Annotated in this window: 12 protein-coding genes; 5 read left to right on the top strand and 7 right to left on the bottom strand. The window is 48.3% G+C overall.

The genetic code is table 11. The features are described from left to right. The coding region (locus L4D06_RS20695) for an immunoglobulin-like domain-containing protein (protein ID WP_429741095.1) at positions 1-6,342 on the top strand (6,342 nt) is incomplete at its 5' end. A gap of 677 nt (positions 6,343-7,019) precedes the next feature. Here L4D06_RS20695 and L4D06_RS20690 read toward each other — a convergent pair. The 7 genes from L4D06_RS20690 to L4D06_RS20660 all read right to left on the bottom strand — a co-directional run bounded on the left by L4D06_RS20690 (position 7,020) and on the right by L4D06_RS20660 (position 18,281). After that, positions 7,020-9,089, bottom strand: a complete 2,070-nt coding sequence (locus L4D06_RS20690) for a putative bifunctional diguanylate cyclase/phosphodiesterase (RefSeq protein WP_429741093.1) — start codon at positions 9,087-9,089, stop codon at positions 7,020-7,022. Beyond that, positions 9,086-9,853, bottom strand: coding sequence for a substrate-binding periplasmic protein (locus tag L4D06_RS20685; protein ID WP_429741097.1), 768 nt, complete (start codon positions 9,851-9,853; stop codon positions 9,086-9,088). The genes L4D06_RS20690 and L4D06_RS20685 overlap by 4 nt, the downstream gene beginning before the upstream one ends. Before the next feature lie 467 nt (positions 9,854-10,320). Beyond that, positions 10,321-10,584: a glutaredoxin family protein gene (locus tag L4D06_RS20680; protein WP_274166129.1), complete on the bottom strand. Its 264-nt coding sequence runs from the start codon at positions 10,582-10,584 to the stop codon at positions 10,321-10,323. Positions 10,585-10,683: 99 nt separating this feature from the next. Then, complete coding sequence (locus L4D06_RS20675; RefSeq protein ID WP_429741091.1) at positions 10,684-13,776, bottom strand: beta-galactosidase; 3,093 nt, start codon at positions 13,774-13,776, stop codon at positions 10,684-10,686. A 93-nt stretch (positions 13,777-13,869) separates the two neighbouring features. Continuing rightward, the gene (locus tag L4D06_RS20670) at positions 13,870-16,029 is read right to left on the bottom strand and encodes an alpha-galactosidase (protein ID WP_429741089.1); all 2,160 of its coding nucleotides are present in this window, start codon (positions 16,027-16,029) and stop codon (positions 13,870-13,872) included. 5 nt (positions 16,030-16,034) lie between these two features. Then, complete coding sequence (locus L4D06_RS20665) at positions 16,035-17,084, bottom strand: substrate-binding domain-containing protein (RefSeq protein WP_429741087.1); 1,050 nt, start codon at positions 17,082-17,084, stop codon at positions 16,035-16,037. Positions 17,085-17,150: 66 nt separating this feature from the next. Continuing rightward, positions 17,151-18,281, bottom strand: coding sequence for an ABC transporter ATP-binding protein (locus L4D06_RS20660; protein ID WP_274166125.1), 1,131 nt, complete (start codon positions 18,279-18,281; stop codon positions 17,151-17,153). Positions 18,282-18,486: 205 nt separating this feature from the next. Between L4D06_RS20660 and L4D06_RS20655 the strand changes: the two genes are divergently transcribed. The 4 genes from L4D06_RS20655 to L4D06_RS20640 all read left to right on the top strand — a co-directional run bounded on the left by L4D06_RS20655 (position 18,487) and on the right by L4D06_RS20640 (position 22,130). Then, positions 18,487-19,389 carry a carbohydrate ABC transporter permease gene (locus L4D06_RS20655; RefSeq protein WP_429741085.1) on the top strand — a complete coding sequence of 301 codons (903 nt, stop codon included), beginning with the start codon at positions 18,487-18,489 and terminating at the stop codon, positions 19,387-19,389. Further along, positions 19,389-20,240, top strand: a complete 852-nt coding sequence (locus L4D06_RS20650; protein WP_274166123.1) for a carbohydrate ABC transporter permease — start codon at positions 19,389-19,391, stop codon at positions 20,238-20,240. Before L4D06_RS20655 ends, L4D06_RS20650 begins: the two co-directional genes overlap by 1 nt. Positions 20,241-20,293: 53 nt before the next feature. Further along, positions 20,294-21,529: an ABC transporter substrate-binding protein gene (locus L4D06_RS20645; RefSeq protein ID WP_429741084.1), complete on the top strand. Its 1,236-nt coding sequence runs from the start codon at positions 20,294-20,296 to the stop codon at positions 21,527-21,529. Between the two features lie 253 nt (positions 21,530-21,782). Next, the gene (locus tag L4D06_RS20640; RefSeq protein ID WP_429741082.1) at positions 21,783-22,130 is read left to right on the top strand and encodes a hypothetical protein; all 348 of its coding nucleotides are present in this window, start codon (positions 21,783-21,785) and stop codon (positions 22,128-22,130) included. Positions 22,131-22,138: the final 8 nt, after the last annotated feature.

Raw genomic sequence — 22,138 nt, 5'->3', positions numbered from 1 at the left:
GATAAACCGACTCTGACACTCACAGGTGACAGTGAAGTCGTTGAAGGCGAAGAAGCCAGTTACACGCTGACGATTAGCGAAGCACCCACAACAGCTTTAACCGTGACAGTGGTTGTCGGCCACAAAACCTCGGAAGATGGCGATGTCACCCCCGTGACCCGTGAAGTGGTGATCGCCGCCAACACCACCTCGACCGATTTCTCGGTCGCGACGCTGGATGACTCTATCCTCGAGACCACTGACGATGACGTGTTTGAAGTGTCCGTGACGGGCACATCGGGCGGCGGCTTTGAAGTGCTGCCGGATAACCCGTCAGCGGTCGAAACCACGATCAACGAAGACACCACGTCAACGGATAAACCGACCCTGACACTCACAGGTGACAGTGAAGTGGTTGAAGGCGCGGAAGCGTCGTACACATTGACCATTTCAGAAGCACCCACAACAGCTTTAACCGTGACAGTGGTTGTCGGCCACAAAACCTCGGAAAATGGTGATGTCACCCCCGTGACGCGAGAAGTGGTGATTGCGGCGAATACGACGTCGACCGATTTCACGGTCGCAACGCTGGATGATTCTATCCTTGAAACCACTGACGACGATGTTTTTGAAGTCTCGGTCACTGGTACTTCTGGTGGTGGTTATGAAGTGCTGCCGGATAATCCATCGGCGGTCGAAACCACGATCAACGAAGACACGACCGGCACTGATAAACCGACCCTGACGTTAACGGGTGACTCTGAAGTCGTTGAAGGCGAAGAAGCCAGCTATACATTGACCATTAGCGAAGCGCCAACGTCCAATTTAACCGTCACTGTCGTAGTCGGTCACAAAACCTCCGAAGATGGCGACGTCACCCCCGTGACCCGTGAAGTGGTGATCGTAGCGAATACCACCTCGACGGATTTCACCGTGGCGACCTTGGATGACAGTATCCTCGAAACCAATGACGACGATGTCTTTGAAGTCTCGGTGACGGGCACATCGGGCGGCGGTTATGAAGTGCTGCCGGATAACCCATCGGCGGCAGAAACCACGATCAATGAAGACACCACATCAACGGATAAGCCCACCCTGACGTTAACAGGTGATGCGTCCGTCATTGAAGGCGCGGAAGCCAGCTACACGCTGACCATTAGCGAAGCGCCGACGTCCAATTTGACCGTCACTGTTTTAGTCGGTCACAAAACCTCAGAAGACGGCGATGTCACCCCCGTGACCCGTGAAGTGGTGATCGCGGCGAATACGACGTCGACCGATTTCACCGTGGCGACCTTGGATGACAGTATCCTCGAGACCACTGACGATGACGTGTTTGAAGTCTCAGTGACGGGCACATCAGGTGGCGGATTTGAAGTGCTGCCGGATAATCCATCGGCGGTCGAAACCACGATCAATGAAGACACCACATCAACGGATAAACCCACGCTGACGTTAACGGGTGATGCGTCCGTTATTGAAGGCGAAGAAGCGTCTTACACGCTCAGTATCTCTGAAGCACCCACAACAGCTTTAACCGTAACAGTCGTTGTTGGGCATAAGACGTCCGAAGATGGCGATGTGACGCCTGTGACGCGAGAAGTGGTGATTGCCGCCAACACCACCTCGACGGATTTCACCGTGGCGACCTTGGATGACTCTATTCTTGAGACCACTGACGATGACGTGTTCGAAGTGTCGGTCACTGGCACAGCGGGCGGTGGCTTTGAAGTGCTGCCGGATAACCCATCGGCGGTAGAAACCACGATCAATGAAGACACCACATCAACGGATAAGCCCACCCTGACGTTAACAGGTGATGCGTCCGTCATTGAAGGCGCGGAAGCGTCGTACACATTGACCATTTCAGAAGCACCCACAACAGCTTTAACCGTGACAGTGGTTGTCGGCCATAAGACCTCCGAAGATGGTGATGTCACGCCCGTGACGCGAGAAGTGGTGATCGCGGCGAACACCACGTCGACCAATTTCACGGTCGCAACGCTGGATGATTCTATTCTTGAAACCACTGACGACGATGTGTTTGAAGTCTCGGTGACGGGCACATCGGGCGGCGGCTTTGAAGTGTTGCCGGATAACCCAGCAGCGGTCGAAACCACGATCAACGAAGACACGACCGGCACAGATAAACCGACTCTGACACTCTCAGGTGACAGTGAAGTGGTTGAAGGCGAAGAAGCCAGCTACACGCTGACCATTAGCGAAGCGCCAACGTCCAATTTAACCGTCACTGTCGTAGTCGGTCACAAAACCTCGGAAGATGGCGATGTCACGCCCGTGACGCGAGAAGTGGTGATCGCCGCCAACACCACCTCGACCGATTTCACCGTGGCGACCTTGGATGACTCTATCCTCGAAACCAATGATGATGATGTGTTCGAAGTCTCGGTAACGGGCACAGCGGGCGGCGGATTTGAAGTGCTGCCGGATAACCCGTCGGCGGTCGAAACCACGATCAACGAAGACACGACCGGCACTGATAAACCGACCCTGACATTAACGGGCGATGCGTCCGTCATTGAAGGCGCGGAAGCCAGCTACACGTTGACCATCAGCGAAGCGCCAACATCCAATTTAACCGTCACTGTCGTAGTCGGTCACAAAACCTCAGAAGACGGCGATGTCACCCCCGTGACCCGTGAAGTGGTGATCGCGGCGAATACGACGTCGACCAATTTCACGGTCGCGACCTTGGATGACAGTATCCTCGAAACCACTGACGATGATGTGTTCGAAGTCTCAGTCACTGGCACATCCGGCGGTGGTTATGAAGTGCTGCCGGATAACCCATCGGCGGTCGAAACCACGATCAATGAAGACGACATTGCAGCATTGGTTGAAGATATTGGTCCTCAATCTGTTTCTGGTGTTTTACAGGTTCTCGATGGCAGCGGTAATGAACTGACGTTTTCAAATACGACGGTGGTTGGAACCTATGGCTCTCTAACACTGACTAATGGCGAATGGACTTACACCCTTAGCCAAAATGCACAAATGCTGAATGATGGGCAAGAAGTGACAGAAAACATCACCTTGACGTCAACAGATGGTACACCTCAAGTTATTTCTATCACTGTTACTGGAACACAAGATGATGCTGTCGTGACAGGGAATTTCACGGGTAGTGTCGATGTGAATGGATTCAGTATCAATCCAGATGAAACGAACAACGTTCATGCCAATAGTGATGCTATCACGAGTAATTCAAACCCTGCTTGGACAACAACGACCACCACAGTGAATGGTGTGCCTTACATCATCTCGACGCAGTGGGGAATCAGCGTTTCCACCATCATTTCACGTGTTAACGATGATGGGACACTGACAGAAACAGACCGCATTACCTATGACCAGAATGCAGGAACTGTCGTCACAACATCCGATGGCGATATCACCGCTGATCTTATCGCACTCGGTATTAATGCATTATCATTGGGCACTGGGCTTACCCAATCCAATGCCGCGACTATTGACGGTCAACCGACCTTGTTTGTAACGTCGCAAAACAGTTCTTCACTGACGGCATGGAATATTTCTGATTCGGGTACACTCTCCATAAACGGAGGGATATCCAATCTCAATGGACAAGACGGTCAGCAATATATAAGAGAAAACGTCACGTTCGAAGGTGCTGACGGTACAGACTATATCTATGTGACGCGACCAGGTACCGATGGCATTTCCAAGCTCACGTATGATGCGCAAACGGGTGAAATGGTAAATGCCAACGAGTTTATTTTTGCGGGTGAAAGTGTCTCTTCCATCGATGTCTTTACAAACGATAGTTACGACAGTTTTCTTGCTGCTGCATCTAATGATGAGGTGAGAATATTCTCCATTAATCAAAGTACAGGAGCGCTAACCCTTGTCGATACTGCGGCAGTCGCACTGGGCGTCAGCAACAGTGTGAACTTCTACCACACCAGCGATGGCCGAACCTATGCTATCTATTCCAATAATACGAGCAATCAAGCATCCATTTTTGAAGTCAGCAGTGCGGGAGGGCTAACCTTAACCGACACGGTGACTGGCGCTGGGCATTACTTTGCCTCTGCTGGTTACGTAGATGGAGAACCCGTCTATGTGATGCCAAATGCGACCCAAGGCGTTGACCTCTATACCATTGCACAGGATGGCAAACTGGTTTTCCAAACCAATGTCGCAGATATCGTAAACGATCGGACTCCACCTGTGATCGTTCAAACGGAGGATGGGAGTTATTATCTGGTTGATGGTGATGGCGTTGTCAGTACCACCAAGCTGACATTTGGCAACAGTGAAAGCAGCAACAGTGACGACTCGAGCGTGACAGTGTCAGGCGTTATCGCCATTTCGGATATCGATTCAAATGACAACCCTAGCTTCGAAAACACCACTATCCAGGGAACATACGGTTCATTAACCTTGATTGACGGCGCGTGGACATACACCTTAGATAAGGACAAATCCGCCAATATCCCAGATGATAAAACCACACAGGATTCCTTCACACTTACGGCGACAGACGGCACGACGCAAAACATTGTCATTGATGTGACCGGTCACCAGCCCGCTATTGATTTGAGTGTGCAAGGTGAAAATACAGGTGGCATTATTGTTGACTTGTCGCCACATGCAGCATCCCCAGGCTTTGTGGAGAACAGTACAACAGGCGATGTTGCTTTCACGCTCGATGCCCATACAGCCGATCTTGTGGATGATGCCGATTTAACTGATTCACTAGAAACGCGCATCCAAATCACATCATTGCCTAGTAATGGCGTTCTGTATTACTTCAATGACAGCGGTGCCAAGACTGCAGTTGTGCTGAATCAGGTTCTGCCAGATGACACAGGTTTTGTTTTTGAACCCGACCGCCCGTCAGTCACATTCGAGGCTAGTGACGTCACAAGTCCCACACAGACCGCCATCGTCAAAGAGGGGATTACTGTGTCGGGCGGGACCTTCTCCGGCACGAAGCCAGATGCAAGCAGTACAATAACGCCAGCCAATATCACGTGGGAATTTCAAAGCGGTGAAGCTGGTATAGGCGTGGGTGCAGACCGAGAATTAACCTCATCCCTCAATGAAGTCATGGTGATCGAGTTTACGGGGAGTACAGATGTCACTAGCAGTAATATCGTTGTAAGTAGCGCCTATGGGAATTTCTCAAACACCCGTCCAGCAAATGGGCAAGCACACGCCATTGTTTATCGTGATGGACAGATCGTTGGTGAATATGATTACCCTAACTTGTGGGAAGCATCTGGAGGTGACGGAATCGCCACCATTAACATTACCAACACAGAAGGGTTTGATGAAATACGCTTCTACGTAACGGCCGCAGTAAATTCAAACCTAAACGTTACGAGTATCTCAGCTGAAGGTGTTAACACCACTGGAACAGAGTTCACCTATAAGGCCGTCAATTCGCTAAACAACGAAAGTGAGACCGCAACAGTCACACTCGGTCAAACCATTAATGACCAAGTGTCTGTAGCTGTCCCATCACAAGCAACGGGCTCACTGTCTGTTGTGGGTGCAAGTGGGACTGCGGCAGTCTTTGCAAACACAACGGAAGTTGGGCTTTACGGTTCAATTGTGCTGGTAGAAGGTGTGTGGACGTACACTGTCGATCCAACACGCCTCAATGCAATTCCGGATAACCAGAGTGTTCAAGATGTCATCACATTGACTGCAACAGATGGCACCACGACAGACGTCACTATTGTTATTGCAGAGTCTGAGGCCGCTATTACCAATTTCTATACCTCTGAGGCTGATGGAAGTCTTTCGGATATCATCAACATGGACAATGTCACTTACCTTGGCACGGCAGGTGATGACAGCGTTCGAGGGGGTAATAGTGATGATGTGATCCTTGCGAACGGAGGTAATGATCGAATATTTGGTTGGGATGGGAATGACACCATCGATCTAGGGTTCGGTGACGATTTTGTCGCTGGCGGTAGTGGAAACGATCTATTGATTGGTGGTGCAGGAGCAGATGTTTTTGCCTATTTCAACGGCGATGAGGGAACAGGAGCATCGCCAGCAATTGATCATATTGGCGACTTTAACACACAGGAAGATACCTTGAATCTAGCGGATCTTCTTCAAGGTGAGTCGATTGATACCGTTGAGCAATATCTCAGCATTGTTGAGGATAGTGATGGTCTCGCCAGATTGGACATCTCAAAGAATGGTGATGGCGTGGTAAATCAAAAGATTGTGTTCGATAACTTAAGCGTTAATGACATGGCTTCCGCATATCAAATCGATACAAGTAATATGACAGTCGAGCAAATTAGCAATTCCGTTATTGATGCTATGTTAATACAGTCAAAATTGATTGTTGATTAAATCAAACTAGTTATCAGGACGGGTGTGGTTGGTGATTACGGTTTTCTGAAGTGGAGTGATGGAAAATAAAAAGGACAGGTAAGATAGAGTCCGCATAGAAATAACCCTTACCTGTCCATAATGCAAAGTTGCATCTAAAGTTTCGCTTATTGCAAAGAACATCCTTGTTTACTTACCAAAATGTCATGAAAGGTAAATAATGTTGGCAGTGAATATTCGAGTAATCAATGACTTACTCTAGTGTTGCATGTCATCTAGCATTAAGCGCTAAGTCAATGAGACTTAAGGTCGAATTATCGTAAATAACCGACTTTCGCGTAATGATAAAGAGTTGCTAACGAAGAAGTAATACAGATAACTGCAACAACAAACCTGATGATCTGTTACTACAAAATACAGATAACCAGTACAACTTATACAGTGAGCTGTTACGACAACTTCTTCGTCAGCGTTTTCGCTATAGGTTAATCTTTATTCAAATCGCGAATTATTAAAAGCGATTTTTATCTCAATATGGCGATGTTGTATATATAGTGAAACACCACTGTCAGAATATTTAATAGTTAAGCGTGTAATAGGCGATTTATTGCTAATAAATAATGAGTGATTATATTGTTAACCTGTTGATTTTTAATGATTAATGCTTAATTTGTGCCAACTGGCATGATGGGGTGGTGTTAAACGCATTTTTTCTCAGTGGGTTGTTGCTGAATAACAAATGGCAAGAACGCTTCTAGCGACAGTGGTGTCGAGTAGTAATAGCCTTGCGCGCAATCGAAACCTTGGTTGAGCAAGTAAGCAACTTGCTCTGCGGTTTCTACTCCCTCAGCCACGACTGACATATCGAGTTTGTCAGCTAGGTATTGTACGACGTTGAAAATGGCTTTGGCATCGTCATCTAAGGGCAGAGACTGAGTGAAGTGCTTGTCTATTTTTATCTGGTCAAACCCGTAAGTCATTAAGTATTCGAGGGACGCAAAGCCTGTTCCAAAGTCATCGAGCGTGACTGTCACACCTGCATCTTTTAGCCATTGACGTACTTCGTTGCTCGAGGTGGTATCGAACATCTGAGATGACTCGGTAATTTCAATATCTAGGTTTTCGAGCGGCACGCCATGCTTGTTTGACGTAGTCACAAGGTCCGCGATAAACCCCTCTGAGACAAACTGTCGCGGTGATACATTGACGCTGAATCGAAAACTCTCGGGTAGTGCGTCCAATACCTTGCTCATGTCTGAAAATGCACGATGCATGACTTCCCTTCCTAGTGCCACTATTAGGCCTGTTCGCTCAGCTTCTTCGATAATCTCTACATGCGAGTGTATTGCGCTGATATCTGGATGTAGTCGTAAAAGGGCTTCACATCCAGTGACCAGTCCCGTTTCCATGCTGACTTTAGGTTGATAAAGCAGATTGAAGTTCTTTTTTTCAATGGTTTGTTGTAGCGCGTTGCGTATCTCTTCTTGTCGAATTTTGGCAAGGTCTGCTTGTTTGTCATAGAAGCGAATACATTTTCGCCCAGCATCCTTTGCGACATAGAGCGCTATGTCAGTCGCATGCAGAAGTTGCTGTGGACTTTGTCCATGCTCTGGATAAGACGCGACGCCGATTGAGCAAGAAATGCTGTGAGTGCCTCCCGGTAAGGCATCACTCAGACACACAGTGAGGATTGGCGAAACAATGTTAGAAATCTCTTCTTTATCCAAGTCTCCTGGCAGAAGGAAAACAAATTCGTCGCCCCCGGTACGACTAATTGGCACTTCTGGCGGCATCGTATTTTTGAGCGCGTCTGCGAGTGTAACAAGCAATGCATCACCAATTTGGTGACCATATGCATCGTTATAGGAACCGAAATTGTCAATATCGAGTGATACCACATGAAAAACCGACTCATGACGACAACGTGTCGTGAGTTCAGTGAGGAGTGCACGACGGTTTGTTACGTTGGTGAGCGGATCTTTCTCTGACAAGGATTTAAGCTCTGCTTTGGTTCTTTCTAAATCCCTCATGTAACTGAATGCTTCCATCACAGAGTTGTTGTAAGCGTCAACCAAACGGCCGAATTCATCACTTGTATGACCCTTTACTTTACCTATTGTGGCGTTTTTGTGTCTGCTCAATCGTGCACTTCGATCGATAGATTCGATGATGCTAGAAAGTGGGCGACCTATTTGTCTGTGGAAAAAAATCGAAAGAATAATGGCAACAAGTAACACTTCACCAAGTGTTGATAGGGCAATGGTGCTGACTAACTCTAAAAATTCGCGTTGAGATGTTTGATAATTAATGGATCCAACAAGGTAGCCCACATTTTCATCAATGTATTGATTGTTCCTGTGCACAGGAAACACAAGAGGATAAGTGATGGTGTCGTTAGATATGGCGGGCAACAGAAATTCTATCAACTCGCTTTCGGTGGAAGCGATGGTTGGTTGTGTTATCTCGGCAATGATGTCTTCGTAATTGTCGAGCAATACAATGTGGTCAAATAGCGTGTCACTATCAAAACCTTTGAGTAGCGAATAACCTTGGGCAGAGTCGAGATTGAAAGCCGCATACGCAGCACTATCAATAATGCTCTCAAGTCGCAAACGCGCCGAATCTTCTTTTTGATCATTTAGTCGATTGAGTTGGATTGAGGCGATAATGACGCTGAGTAAGACTCCGCCAATCAAGCTAACCAACATAACGGACGCAACAAATCGCTTAAGCAGAGGAGCCTTGGGGCCGGAGAATTTCTGTATCATTGTTTTTTCTCCTTAGTGGTTAATAGCACCTGACAGGAGAGTTGATATATTTTTTCGGGGTCATCACCGACGCAAACTCGGTAAAGCGCACCGCTATCCAAAAGCGTTCGATAGGCTGTGGTCAAGGTGGTGAGCATAGCGGGGTCTGATTGCAGACTGAGAGCCATATTAAGGACCAATGGCTTGTCTCGCTGTCCTAGATAGAAATAGGGAGTCAATCCATTATTGGCATTTTCGCTATAAGCATAGATGGACCAAAGTCCAGTTACATAATCGCATTTCTTGGCGTTTAACAGCGTGAGATTAGCAGCGGGTCGGGCAATGCCACCATTGGCGGTTCGATAGGTTGCAAGCACACTTCTGACAGAGAATAGGTTTTTGTTCGCTTCAAAACCGAGGCTTTGTAGATACTGGTAGGAGTGCGTATCTAATTCAGAGCAAACACGAAACTGCTTAGCATCGTCCAACGAAGGAACATTGAGATCGGTGCGACTCTTCAATCCAATTAATGACGAACGCTCCAGCGAATAGAGTGGGCCAATCCAATGAAATTTCATTGCGCGTTTTTCTGAATATGCGATCGAAAATATCGCGACGTTTTTTTCTTTCTGCGCTTTTTTGTAGGCACGAGCCCATGGCATGACGTCAATGGTGGCATCACTTAAGTCGGCTTCTTCGAGTATGGCTTTGACCATATCAACCGCCCTGCCTTGAAACCCTCCGTTCGGGGTTATCACCTGAAACGGGGGAAGAATTTCTGACACAACGCGAAGAGGCGTCGCAGCCTGAGACAATGCGCTAATCAGCAACCCAAACAATAAAAATATAAAATGTTTTAAATACAAGGTAATAGCCCCTATCGGTCGCTGAAAATAATTGAGTGTTGGCAAAGGCCAGCAGGCTCAGTGTTTTCATGTTCAACCAATAGTAAATAAACTAAGTGCGCATAATTGTCTCAATAGTGCTACTTGAAGGTACTTAATTCACGTCGCGATAAAAGATGGCAGCAGAGTAAATTGATAGAGATTTGGATGTCTCGAGAATGAAAGATCCGACACTAAACAGAACGCGCCGTGGCTGCTCAGTCTGTAAACGTTGGTCAGTAGTTATAGTGATTGTAGCTATTAGAATGTTGCAACTTCGATGTAACTATTGGGTGTGAAGCTATTAGGTTTGTAAATTCGAGATCAATGGCTTTGGCTCGCGAACGAGCCAAAGGGTAAGGATGGGTCTATTTGGAGAAATGCTCTTTGAAGTAGTCGATAATGTCGTCTGATTCATACATCCATTCTACTGAACCATCGTCTTGAGCAATACGAAGGCATGGAACCATGCTACGACCGCCTTGAGAGACAAGCGCGTTGTATGCTTCGCTGTCAGCACTGACGTCTACCAATTCAACATCAAGGTTCATTAGCTTCAATGCGGTGCGCACCTTAATGCAATACGGGCAAAAATTTCTGTGATAGAGGCTATGAGCGCTTAGATTTGGCATTGTAATTCCTTCTTTTTATTTGGGTATACCCTTTGATCGTACATTTTGCCTCTCAATAGACCTGACTTCGAGCATTTTTCATTCACACCTAAATTTGAGTTAGTCGTGCTTCATTGTCAGTGTTAATGAGTAGCGATAGCGCATGGCATTGAGCAAGTACTCTGAGTGCACGCTTGGGCTCCATGAATCATCCCCCCCAATGCCCATGTGATGACCGTCTATTCGCAAATACAAATGATCATCTTGCACCAATTCTTCTTGGTGTTTAGCTGCTGCTAGGTTCTCTTGGCTGTAACGGCTTACAGAAAAATGAAACAAGCCCAGAATACGCAGATTGTCGATGTCGAGTTGACGAACATCGCAGCGTAATCCGTTTTCTGATGGATAAATGTAAGGCGTGTGCATGTCATCGGTGAGGGCAAGGTATCGGCTCACCATGGCTGCTGATTTACGATCTGGATAGTTTTCAAACGGACCACGACCAAACCATGCCACGGTATCTGTCAGTGGCAGTGCAAGCTCTAACCCAACTCGCGGAAGCGCAGGCATACCGGGAGCGACATTAACATCAACGCTAAGCAAAATATCGCCAGACACGTTCACTTCATAGCGCCACAGCGTTGCTATTACCATGGTATCGCCTGAAAAATATCCGTGATGAGAGCGGATCTGGATTTGATCATTCAATATATCCACCGTGTTGAACAGGTTTTCATGGCGCAGAGAAAATAGCCCTGCGTCTTGCCATTTGTTCAGCCATGCCTCTGGGTCGGGGTGGTCGGCTTCACTGGCGCCAATGTCGTTATCAATGGGGGGTCGAACGAAGTTGTCTTTTGGGGCATCAAGCACTTGCTCTTCACCGTCAATGAGCCATTGCACTAAGTGCCCGCTTTGTTTATCGAACCCTAACTCAAAATGCTCGCCGCGAATGGTCCAGTGGTCGGCTTCTTCGATAACCTCTGGCAGCCCATCAGGACCAATGTCAGGCAAGGCAATGCTCGAATTTACGGGCAGCGCGAGTTGCCCCCAACCGATGACAGTGCCTTTGGGTGCCCAAGGTTCTTTGGCAGCAAGTACCACCTCAATATTGAGGAAGTACTCTTTTCCGGGCTTAGCGTCTGGAAGTTGTTCGATGAAGGTATGTCGACTTGATTGGGCGACATGCAGATGAAGTGGCTCTTCACCATGAGCGATTTGCTTGCCACTTTCTTGCAGTGTCCACTTTAGGGTCAGCGCTTCTGGGGGATGAAACAGAAATTCATGCTCAATAGTGACGCTTAATGGCGTCGCGCTGTTGAGGGTGTAATGAAAGCGTTGCTGTTGGTATTTTGCTTCGAACGCTGAAGGGTGAGGTGTGCGATCGGGAAACATTAAGCCGTTGATACAAAACTGCCTATCGTTAGGTGTGTCACCAAAATCGCCGCCGTATGACCATTGGTTTTTACCTTGATCATTGTTTCGGGAAAGACCTTGGTCGACCCAATCCCAAATGAAGCCGCCTTGCAATCGAGGGTAGCGTCGGAACGCATCCCAATATTTATCAAAACTACCAAGGCTATTGCCCATCGCATGAGCGTATTCGCACAAAATCAAAGGGCGGGTTTCATTGGGTAGGCCGATCCACTTTTGCAGCGCCCATTTGGGCAAGGTCACTTCTTGGTCTTCTTCAACACGCGCATACATTGGGCACACAATATCTGTGGCTTCGGTGTTGGCGCCGCCACCTTCGTATTGCACGGGACGACTTGGATCTCTGTGCTTCACCCACTGATACATGGCGTGATGGTTGTTGCCGACCCCAGATTCATTCCCCAGTGACCAGATGATCACACACGGGTGGTTTTTGTCACGCTCGACCATGCGGGTCATGCGCTCCATGTAAGCGGTCAACCACTCGGTGTTGTCTGAAAGCTGGCTCATTGGCACTAAGCCGTGTGTTTCGATATTGGCTTCATCAACCACATACAAACCGTACTTGTCACACAATGAGTAGAAAGCAGGATGATTGGGGTAATGGGACGTTCGAACGGCATTGAAGTTGAACTGCTTGATGAGTTTAAGATCGTCTTCGATATCTTCAATGCGCTGCACATAACCGCGATCTGGGTCAAACTCATGGCGGTTTACGCCCCGGATTAACGCGGGTTGTCCGTTGATGGTAAGCAGGCCGTCGAGAATTTCCACCTGACGAAAACCGACATTGCAGGCTTCGATGTCTACGGCGTTGCCCTCATCATCCAGCAATGTGATAACGAGTCGGTACAGGTGCGGATCTTCGTCACTCCAAAGCCTTGGGCAAGAAATGGTGATTTGATGCTCAACGCGATTTGGCCAGCTTCCCCGTTCGTCTATCGGGCGTTCGCCACATCGCGCAATCACTGGGCCGGAAATATCGACGCCTTCATCAAACAGTTGGATAGCCACTTGACCATAAATGCCGCGTAGTGTGGTTGTCAGCGACAACATGCCTATCTGATGGGTTGGATCTAGGCGTGTGTTAACGTCGAAGTCGACGATTTGGTGGTATGGCTTTTTACGGAGAATGACATCGCGGAAAATACCGCTCAGCCACCACATATCTTGGTCTTCAAGATAGCTGCCATCACTCCAACGCAGCACAACAGCAGTAAGCTGGTTGTCGCCTAAGGAAACGTAAGGGCTTAAATCAAATTCGGCAGGTAATCGGCTGTCTTGGCTGTACCCAACAAAGTGTCCATTGCACCATAAATAGAACGCGGCACTGACGCCTTCAAAACACACGATGGTTTGTGATTTCTTCCATGATTCAGACAGGGTAAAGGTGGTGCGATAAACCCCTGTTGGATTGTGTGCGGGCACAAAAGGCGGTGTGGCTTCGAATGGGTATTGCACGTTGGTGTAAATGGGAATGTCGTCAGTGTCCTGAAGTTGCCAGTTTGATGGGACTGGCATATTTCGCCATTGTGAATCATCGAACTCAGGGTCAACCGACGCGGATGGGACTGATTCAGGGCTCTCAAACAGGGCGAACTTCCATTGACCGTTAAGAGAGGTGCGATGTCGCGAGACGGGCGTGGGCTGGTGTTGGTCATCTAATGCTACTTCGACGCTAGGATAGGAGGCCAATGGGCAATGCGCTGGCAAACGGTTTAGATGCGTAATGGATGGGTTTTCCCAATGACGACGGAGGATCAATTCGTTATAGCGAGTCATGCAGCGTTTCTCTTCTTTGGGTTACCGGATGTTCTTGTTGTTTAAGATTGCTTCGGCGATTAGGTCAAAATTGAATGCGGTTTGAACTCATTTTCACACGAGTGTGAACGACAACAACATGGCACTTTCCGGATCCATTATTGGCAAGCTTAGACCAATTCGGATTAGCTGATCACCTTGAAAGGTCAATGGTTTAACCATCCACGCAGGTTTGTGCTTCATGGTGCTAGAAAATGCTGATGGAGCGTCCAAAATGTCTATACGATAACGTTTGTCTGGACACAGCACAGGTAAACGAAGTCGACCGCCTTGTGCGTATTTCGGCATGGCGAGTTGTGCGACAGCAAGGAGTGTCACAGTGTCATCGGTGACACCATGAATGCGAGTATTGGGATCATGCGATGGTAGGTTGAAACAATTGCCATGATGCAAAAGTGGACGATACTGCTTGTGGAGCCCGATGTAACGAGCAAAAGCGCGAAGCTCGTTGTCTTCAAGACCGACAGGGTCCAATTCTGCGCCCATGTGACCAAACAGCGCCGTAATACCTCGAAACGACATGTCATGGCAGCGTCGTGTGGTATGACTTTGTCGAGGACCAATGTGGGAGCCCATGACTTCAGGCGGGAAAAAATACTGCATGCCGTGTTGAATGGTTTGGCGCTCTAATGCGTCGTTGCAATCGGACGTCCAAAAACGGTGCGTGCGTTTGAGCACTTCATAATCAATACGACCACCACCCGATGCACAAGATTCGATTTCGACGTACGGATGCCGCGCCTTTAAGTCATCAATGAGTTTGTATAAAGCCAGTGTTTGCCCATGATAAGCGGCACTCAAGGCATGACCAGCTTGTACCAGTTCACGATTCATGTCCCATTTGAGATAGGCAATATTGTGTTCCGTCAGCAAGGTATCCAATGACACTAACAAGTAGTGGTAAGCATCGAGATTTTGCAGGTCGAGGACATATTGGTAGCGTCCAGAAGGTTGGGTATAGCCAAGGGTGTCTAACCCCAGCATCCAATCTGGGTGTTCGCGAAACACTATGGAATCTTTGCTGACCATTTCTGGTTCTACCCATAACCCAAACTCCATTCCCAGCTGATTGATATGGTCAACCACGGGCTTGAGGCCGTCTGGGTATTTACGCTTGTCGACGCGCCAGTCTCCCAGGGCTCGGGTTTCACCATCGCGGTTTAGGAACCAGCCATCGTCGAGAATAAAGCGTTCCACACCTAAACGTGCGACAGCACTTGCCATGTCTATAATACGTTGTGGTTGGTGGTCAAAATACATGCCTTCCCACGTGTTGAAATGTACAGGGCGCACCATAGATTGTGGGAAGTGGAGTACGGATGAGCGCACGTATTGATGGAATTTTTGCATCATGCTGTTGAGGCCATGTGAGGTAAAAACAGCATACATGGTAGGGGTTTCAAAGCTTTCACAAGGGGCTAAAACGACTTCTCCGGGGGCAAGTAACGCTTCGGCTTGCAGATAGCGTCGTCCGTCACTTTTTACGCGAGCCTGAAGGCGGTGGTTTCCGCTCCAACCAAAATGCATGCCCAGTACGTCACCAGTGAGGTCATTGCTGCTCGGTGGCAAGGCAATGATCCCCGGGAAAGACTCGTGAGAGGTGCGTCCTCGCCTGTTTTCTTGGATGAATCCACTGTGCTCGAGAGGGGTTCTTTGCGTTTGGAATTCATGGGACCAGCGTCCGTGGAAGGTGATGATGTCGGAGAATGTTTCATCGAACGGCAGGGTGAGCGCAAAGCGGTTCACTGTGTAGTTATTGCAACCAATATTGATAAGTTGCTGCTTGAGCATCAGAACATCGGTGTCTTCGTCGAGCTCGAGGTAGATGTTGATTTCGAGCGCAGCACGAGGATCTGAGAGCGTGAGTGTCGCGGATGACAAGCTGTCTGTGACCGCCGTCAGTTGGAAAACGGGGCCCCAATCTTTCCCGTTACGATGCCCTTCAATCCCTGGGCTGCCAAAGTCTCCTCGTCCCTGCTCAGGGCATAAGGCAAGCGGGATATGCGAATCTAAACGCGCTTGCCCGACGGGCGCGTCAAACATTTCTTGCGACAATGCATGATCACGATTGAATTGGCTGCCCCAGTAAACAATGGCTGGCACAGGGTCGAGTTGCACAATAAGGCTGTTATTGGCTGATTGCAGGTGTAAAAAACGTGCCTCTGATGACGAAGACGGTGTGTGTGTGGAGGCGTGAGAATAAGGCTTACTCATGTTTGTCATCCCTTTAGCGAGCACTGAACTGTCTTTTGCATGACAGATTCACGTGAGATCAATGTCGGCTGATAGGTACTACTTCTCTTTTGTGTGTCACCTTGCATGGATAACGCGATAGCAAGCTCTGCCGCATGTGTCGCCATGGCAGAAATGGGGTAACGCACAGTAGTCAGTTTAGGATGCATATAGCGGGCGATGAGGCTGTCATCAAACCCGACAACCGAAATATCGTGCGGGACACGATAGCCATCATCAATGAGCGCAGTAATGGCGCCTGCTGCCATGCCGTCGTTATAACAAAATATGGCACTGATTTTTTCGTCACGCTGAAGAAGGGCTTTTATCGCGGCTTCACCGCCTTCTTCATCGGGTGGGGCGAATGCAATCCAGCTTTTATCTTGGTCACTTTCGCTGTTTTTATCCGGTTCTTTCAGTTGGTGCGCGGCAAGTGCGTCAAGGTAGCCTTGCCGACGTTGTTGAGTATCTTCAATATCATGATCTGAGCCAATGTGGGCGATACGTTGGTGACCCAGAGCAATCAAATGTTCAGTCGCCAAGTAGGCTCCGTGATAGTTATCAAGGTAAACACACCGTGCTTCAAGCCCTTTGATTCGACGATTGATAAACACCATGGCAGGCAATTCATTCGCGTAGGTCTTTAACGTTTCGTCATCCAGTGCTTTGCTGTGTACGATCAATGCGCCGACTTGATTTTGAATCAAGGATTCGATGGCCTGTTTTTCACGCTCAGCGTCGTGATAGCCATTGCCAATGAGTAATTGATGACCTCGCTGGTGGGCGAGATTATCCACCTCTTTCACTAAGGTGCCGAAAAATGGGTCGGAAACATCGGCAACCACAACACCTATTGTGAGACTTTTTCTGTTCACCAATGTGCGAGCGGCCGCATTGGGGCGATAGCCCAGATCTTTCATGGCATTTTGAACCGCGATAACGGTATTTGGACGCGTTTGTGGGGAAAGGTTGATCACCCTTGAGACCGTTGCGACGGATACCCCCGCACGCTTTGCGACATCTTTAATGGTTGCCATTGCGACACGTCCTCACCGATGGGTTAGTGATCAAGTGCGTTCCCTCTGTCCACGTCAGAACCTACGCTATTCCTTCTCAAGCGATGCCACGGAGACCTCTTCGTCGGTCTGCTCTCGGTAAGTGAGTGCTTGTTCATTGCTATTGAACAAGTGAATATCGTCTGGTGAGCAGCGCAATGGAACGGTTTGGAATGCCTTCACCGCGTTGTCGCCCGGAATGTGAACTTTGAATCCGTCGATGCCATTGTATTGGCCAAACAGGTAAGTGCCGTTGCCGAGTCGCTCAACCACTTCACTGTGGAACTCAAAGTTAAAACCATCACCTCTGCCAATCTGAATGTGTTCTGGGCGAATACCTACCGTGACTTCTTCCCCTTCACTGACCGATTTTGCGATTGCCACCGTGATGGATTGTCCGTCTGGCATGGCAATTATCGCCTCTGAGCCATTGACTGCAGAAACACGACCTGGAATGAAGTTCATTCTTGGTGAGCCAATGAAGCCGGCGACGAAAAGGTTGTCTGGGTTGTGGTAAAGCGCCAGAGGCGAACCGACTTGCTCAACATTCCCTGCGCGAAGTACGACAATTTTGTCCGCCAATGTCATGGCTTCCACTTGGTCGTGCGTGACATAGATCATGGTGTTCTTCAGTTCTTGGTGCAGCTTGGCGATTTGTAGGCGCATTTCAACGCGAAGCTCGGCATCCAAGTTAGATAAAGGCTCATCAAACAAGAAGACTTTCGGATCACGCACGATGGCGCGACCAATGGCGACACGTTGACGCTGTCCACCGGACAGTTCTTTGGGTTTGCGGTCGAGCAAGGGTTCTAGCTGCAGTGTTTTTGCCGCACGATCGACGTGACGCTTAATTTCAACAGGATCAACGCCGTTCATCTTCAAGCCAAATCCCATGTTCTCGCGTACTGTCATGTGCGGATACAGTGCATAGGATTGGAACACCATTGCCACGCCGCGATCCGCGGGGTCGACGTTGTTCACTTCCACGCCATCAATGCTGATGGCACCATCACTGATGGTTTCTAATCCCGCCACTAAGCGCAGCAAGGTTGACTTCCCACAACCCGACGGTCCGACGAAAACCACGAACTCTCCGCCAGTGATATCTAGATCGATGCCATGAATGGTCTCAACTTTGCCAAAACGTTTGATAACGTTTCTTAACGTGATATTTGCCATAACGCATGTCCTATGCCGTGCAGTTATCGACACCGCGCATTTTTATGCTCGGGTCGTCCTTTTTTAAAAATAGTGTGTTTTTTGCTTTATGGAAACGTTTACATTCATAATTTTGTGAACTAACTTTAAATAAAGCCAACTTCTCCGTAACAGTATCGTTACATGTTCGTGGGTTGAACATCGTAAATTAAGGACAGGACGTAATATGACTAGGCTTTCCTCAACAGCAACGTCGGGCAACTCGCCAAGCAGAAGCAGTCTGACGTTAGCTCCTTGGTTTTTTCTCGCTCCCGCCATTGTGATTTTTTCGCTTTATGTGATGTATCCCATCTTACAAAGTGTTTGGTTAAGCTTTTTCGAATGGGATGGTCTTGGGGAGAAAACCTGGGTCGGCTTTGATAACTATGTCGAACTGTTTGATTCAGATACGTTTTACACCTCACTGTTTAACAACTTCCTCTGGATGGTGCTCTTCATGTTAGCCCCACCGATTGGATTACTTATCGCCCTTTTTCTTAATCAGAAAGTGGCGGGTATTCGACTGATTAAGGCCCTGTTTTTCTTCCCTTTTGTTATCTCTCAGGTCGTGGTGGGTTTGGTCTTTGCGTGGTTTTATGACCCGTCATTTGGCTTGCTAACACAAATCATGGTGGGTATGGGGTTTGACCCTGTTTCTATTCTTGCTGATGAAGATTTGGTGACATACGGCATTATCGCTGCTGGTCTTTGGCCGCAAGTTGCGTACTGCATGATTTTGTACCTCACAGGGTTGAACAACCTTGACCCTGAACAGCTTGAAGCCGCGCGATTAGACGGCGCTCGTAGCTGGAAGATGATGTGGTACGTGGTGGTGCCGCAACTCAAACCTGCCACCTTTATTGCGGTTGTGGTGACAGTTATTGGCGCATTGAGGTCTTTCGATTTAGTGGCAACCATGACGGCGGGTGGCCCGTGGGGCAGTTCCACCGTGCTTGCTTACATGATGTATGAAGAGTCGATCTTTAATTACCGCATGGGCTACGGCGCCGCGGTGGCTGTGGTGCTGTTCCTCATTATGGATATCTATATCGCCTACTTCTTGTGGCGCATGCTGAAAGGAGAGCGCTAATGTTTCCTAGACCGATTGAACACCAAGGAAAATTTATCAATGTCGGCTATCGCGTGGCGCTCTATATTGCTGTCATCTTATGGTTGATCCCGCTTGCCGCGGTGTTGATGACCTCTATTCGTTCCATTGCAGATATCAATGCGGGTAACTATTGGGGTTGGCCGGATGAATTACAGTTTATAGAAAATTACACACAAGTGTTCATTGCAACACCGATGGCGCGTTACTTGTTGAATAGCTTGCTGATCAGCCTTCCTGCAGTACTAGGCGCAGTTGCCGTATCGACGTTGGCGGGTTTTGCGCTGGCGAAATACAAGTTCAAAGCCAACGTTCTGCTTTTCGCCATGTTCATTGGCGGTAACTTCGTGCCTTTCCAAATCTTAATGATACCAGTCCGTGATTTAACGATTGATTTAGGGTTATACGACACGCATTGGGCACTGATTTTCTTCCATGTCGCGTTCCAAGCGGGTTTTTGTACCCTATTCATGCGTAACTTTATGGTGGGAATACCTGATGCGTTGATAGAAGCGGCGCGGGTTGAAGGGGTAAGCGAATGGAAAATCTTCTGGTATGTAGTGCTTCCGCTGGTGAGGCCTGCACTGGCGGCATTGTCTGTTTTGGTCTTTACCTTTATTTGGAATGACTTTTTCTGGGCGTTAGTACTGGTTCAAAGCGATGAGGTTCGTCCTGTCACAGCAGGCCTGAATGCATTGCAAGGGCAGTGGTTAGCGTCTTGGCAATACATGTCAGCGGGGGCGGTGATAGCCGCACTGCCACCGGTGGCACTGTTCTTTACGATGCAAAGACACTTTATTGCTGGTTTAACCCTGGGTGCGACGAAAGGGTAATGCTGGTTTTACTGAATGACGGATATTTTCGAACAACAGAAAGGATGAAGAGAATGAGAACGCTTGCAAAAAAAAGCTTTGGCGTACTGTGCAGTCTGTTTCTTCTGCTAAGTGGCTCAGTCAACGCAGGGGAGTTGGTGATCAACTCTGATGCTTCTGATCCCGCGCCGAAAAAAGCCTGGGCTGAGGTGATTGAGAAATTCGAAGAAGCGAACCCAGACATCACGGTGAAGTACAACCTGTATGACCACGAAGCGTATAAAACCACGATTCGTAACTGGCTGGTCACCTCTCCGCCAGACGTCGTGTTCTGGTATGCGGGTAACCGCATGAAAACCTTCGTTGACCGCGGTTTGTTTGAAGATGTCAGTGATATCTGGGCGGCAAATAATATGGCAGAAGATTTCTCCAGTGCCATGCCTGCAATGACCGCTGACGGCAAACAATATGGCGTGCCATATACCTATTACCAGTGGGGCATGTACTACCGCAAAGATTTGTTTGCGAAATACGATATCGCCGTACCGAAAACGTGGGACGAGTTTGTCGCGGCATCAAAAACGTTGAAAGACAATGGCGTCACGCCATTCACCATTGGTACGAAATACCTTTGGACGGCAGCAGGTTGGTTTGATTACATGAACTTGCGAGTGAATGGCTTAGATTTCCATATCGATTTGATGGACGGCAAAGTGCCATACACCGATCCTCGTGTGAAAGCGGTATTTGCGAAATGGGATGAACTGGTAAAACCGGGCTACTACTTGGATAACCACGCATCATACTCTTGGCAGGAAGCACAGCCATTTTTGTACAACGGCGAAGCAGCAATGTACTTGATGGGTAATTTCTTGGCGGCAAACTTTACCGACGAAGTGCGTCCAAACATGGGCTTCTTCCAATTCCCAGTGATCGACCCTTCCGTGCCAAACGCGGAAGATGCGCCAATGGATACGCTTCATATTCCTTCGAAAGCGAAGAACAAAGAGGATGCGCGTAAGTTCCTTGCGTTTGTGGCTCAGCCTGAAATTCAAACCATGATCAACGAGTCTTTGTTGCAGATCCCGACCAATAACAAAGCGACGCCAAAAGATGATGAGTATCTGAATGCGGGGGTTGTCATGCTGAACGAAGCGGCGGGAACCGCGCAGTTCTACGACCGCGATACTGACCCTTCTATGGCGAAAGAAGGCATGAAGGGCTTTCAGCAATACATGGTTCACCCTGAACGTATCGACAAGATATTGAATAAATTAGAGAAAACGCGTCAGCGTACGTTTAAAGAATAAAGATAAGAAACCTTGCTAGCATTTGCGGAGGCTCTCGACGGCCTCCGCTTTTTTATTTCTAATCACAATGCGTCTGTACCTCGCAGCTTGTCTCAGTTCGACACCATTTTGTCGCTCCGAATCACTCTGTTTCCACCGATTTCGACAGCGATACCTGTCACAAAATATTCGTTGGTGTACTAGAGTTAAGGAACTTGTTTTATCACTTCAGTGGCTTGTTTCAACGCGCTGATTAGTTTGCTTGGATGGTGTCATGCCCAACCTGATTAACGACAGTTACATGAACTCGACTTACTTGAATTCTCGCCCCAAAGAGCGAGATGATCAGTCTGCGGGTAGCATTAACAACGCGAATCTGACCGCCACTGAACGCGCTGAACTGCTAAGAAAAGAGCGTGAAGAGCAGAAACAAGCTGAAGCTGCACAAGAAGAAGCCCCGCAAAAGCGTGATTTTCGTGGTTTGATTGATAGGGTCGCCGAGCAAGAAGCGCAGAAAGCCAAGTTTTCAGCGTACACCACCCGACAACAAGAATTGCTCAAACAGGTTGAAAATACCATTACCCCGCAAAGCAACGAACGCAGCTACGATTTCAAGGTCTAGCGCAGACG

Source organism: Enterovibrio makurazakiensis, from assembly GCF_050336585.1.
Lineage (GTDB): Bacteria > Pseudomonadota > Gammaproteobacteria > Enterobacterales > Vibrionaceae > Enterovibrio > Enterovibrio gelatinilyticus.
Note: the sequence above shows the minus strand (reverse complement) of the source record. Positions and strands in the feature narration are given on the sequence as shown.

Excerpts from the sequence above, each read along its gene's own strand:
- L4D06_RS20640 (WP_429741082.1), top strand. The coding sequence starts at position 21,783 with ATGCCCAACCTGATTAACGACAGTTACATGAACTCGACTTACTTGAAT.
- L4D06_RS20660 (WP_274166125.1), bottom strand. The coding sequence starts at position 18,281 with ATGGCAAATATCACGTTAAGAAACGTTATCAAACGTTTTGGCAAAGTT.
- L4D06_RS20665 (WP_429741087.1), bottom strand. The coding sequence starts at position 17,084 with ATGGCAACCATTAAAGATGTCGCAAAGCGTGCGGGGGTATCCGTCGCA.
- L4D06_RS20650 (WP_274166123.1), top strand. The coding sequence starts at position 19,389 with ATGTTTCCTAGACCGATTGAACACCAAGGAAAATTTATCAATGTCGGC.
- L4D06_RS20690 (WP_429741093.1), bottom strand. The coding sequence starts at position 9,089 with ATGATACAGAAATTCTCCGGCCCCAAGGCTCCTCTGCTTAAGCGATTT.
- L4D06_RS20675 (WP_429741091.1), bottom strand. The coding sequence starts at position 13,776 with ATGACTCGCTATAACGAATTGATCCTCCGTCGTCATTGGGAAAACCCA.
- L4D06_RS20680 (WP_274166129.1), bottom strand. The coding sequence starts at position 10,584 with ATGCCAAATCTAAGCGCTCATAGCCTCTATCACAGAAATTTTTGCCCG.
- L4D06_RS20670 (WP_429741089.1), bottom strand. The coding sequence starts at position 16,029 with ATGAGTAAGCCTTATTCTCACGCCTCCACACACACACCGTCTTCGTCA.
- L4D06_RS20655 (WP_429741085.1), top strand. The coding sequence starts at position 18,487 with ATGACTAGGCTTTCCTCAACAGCAACGTCGGGCAACTCGCCAAGCAGA.
- L4D06_RS20645 (WP_429741084.1), top strand. The coding sequence starts at position 20,294 with ATGAGAACGCTTGCAAAAAAAAGCTTTGGCGTACTGTGCAGTCTGTTT.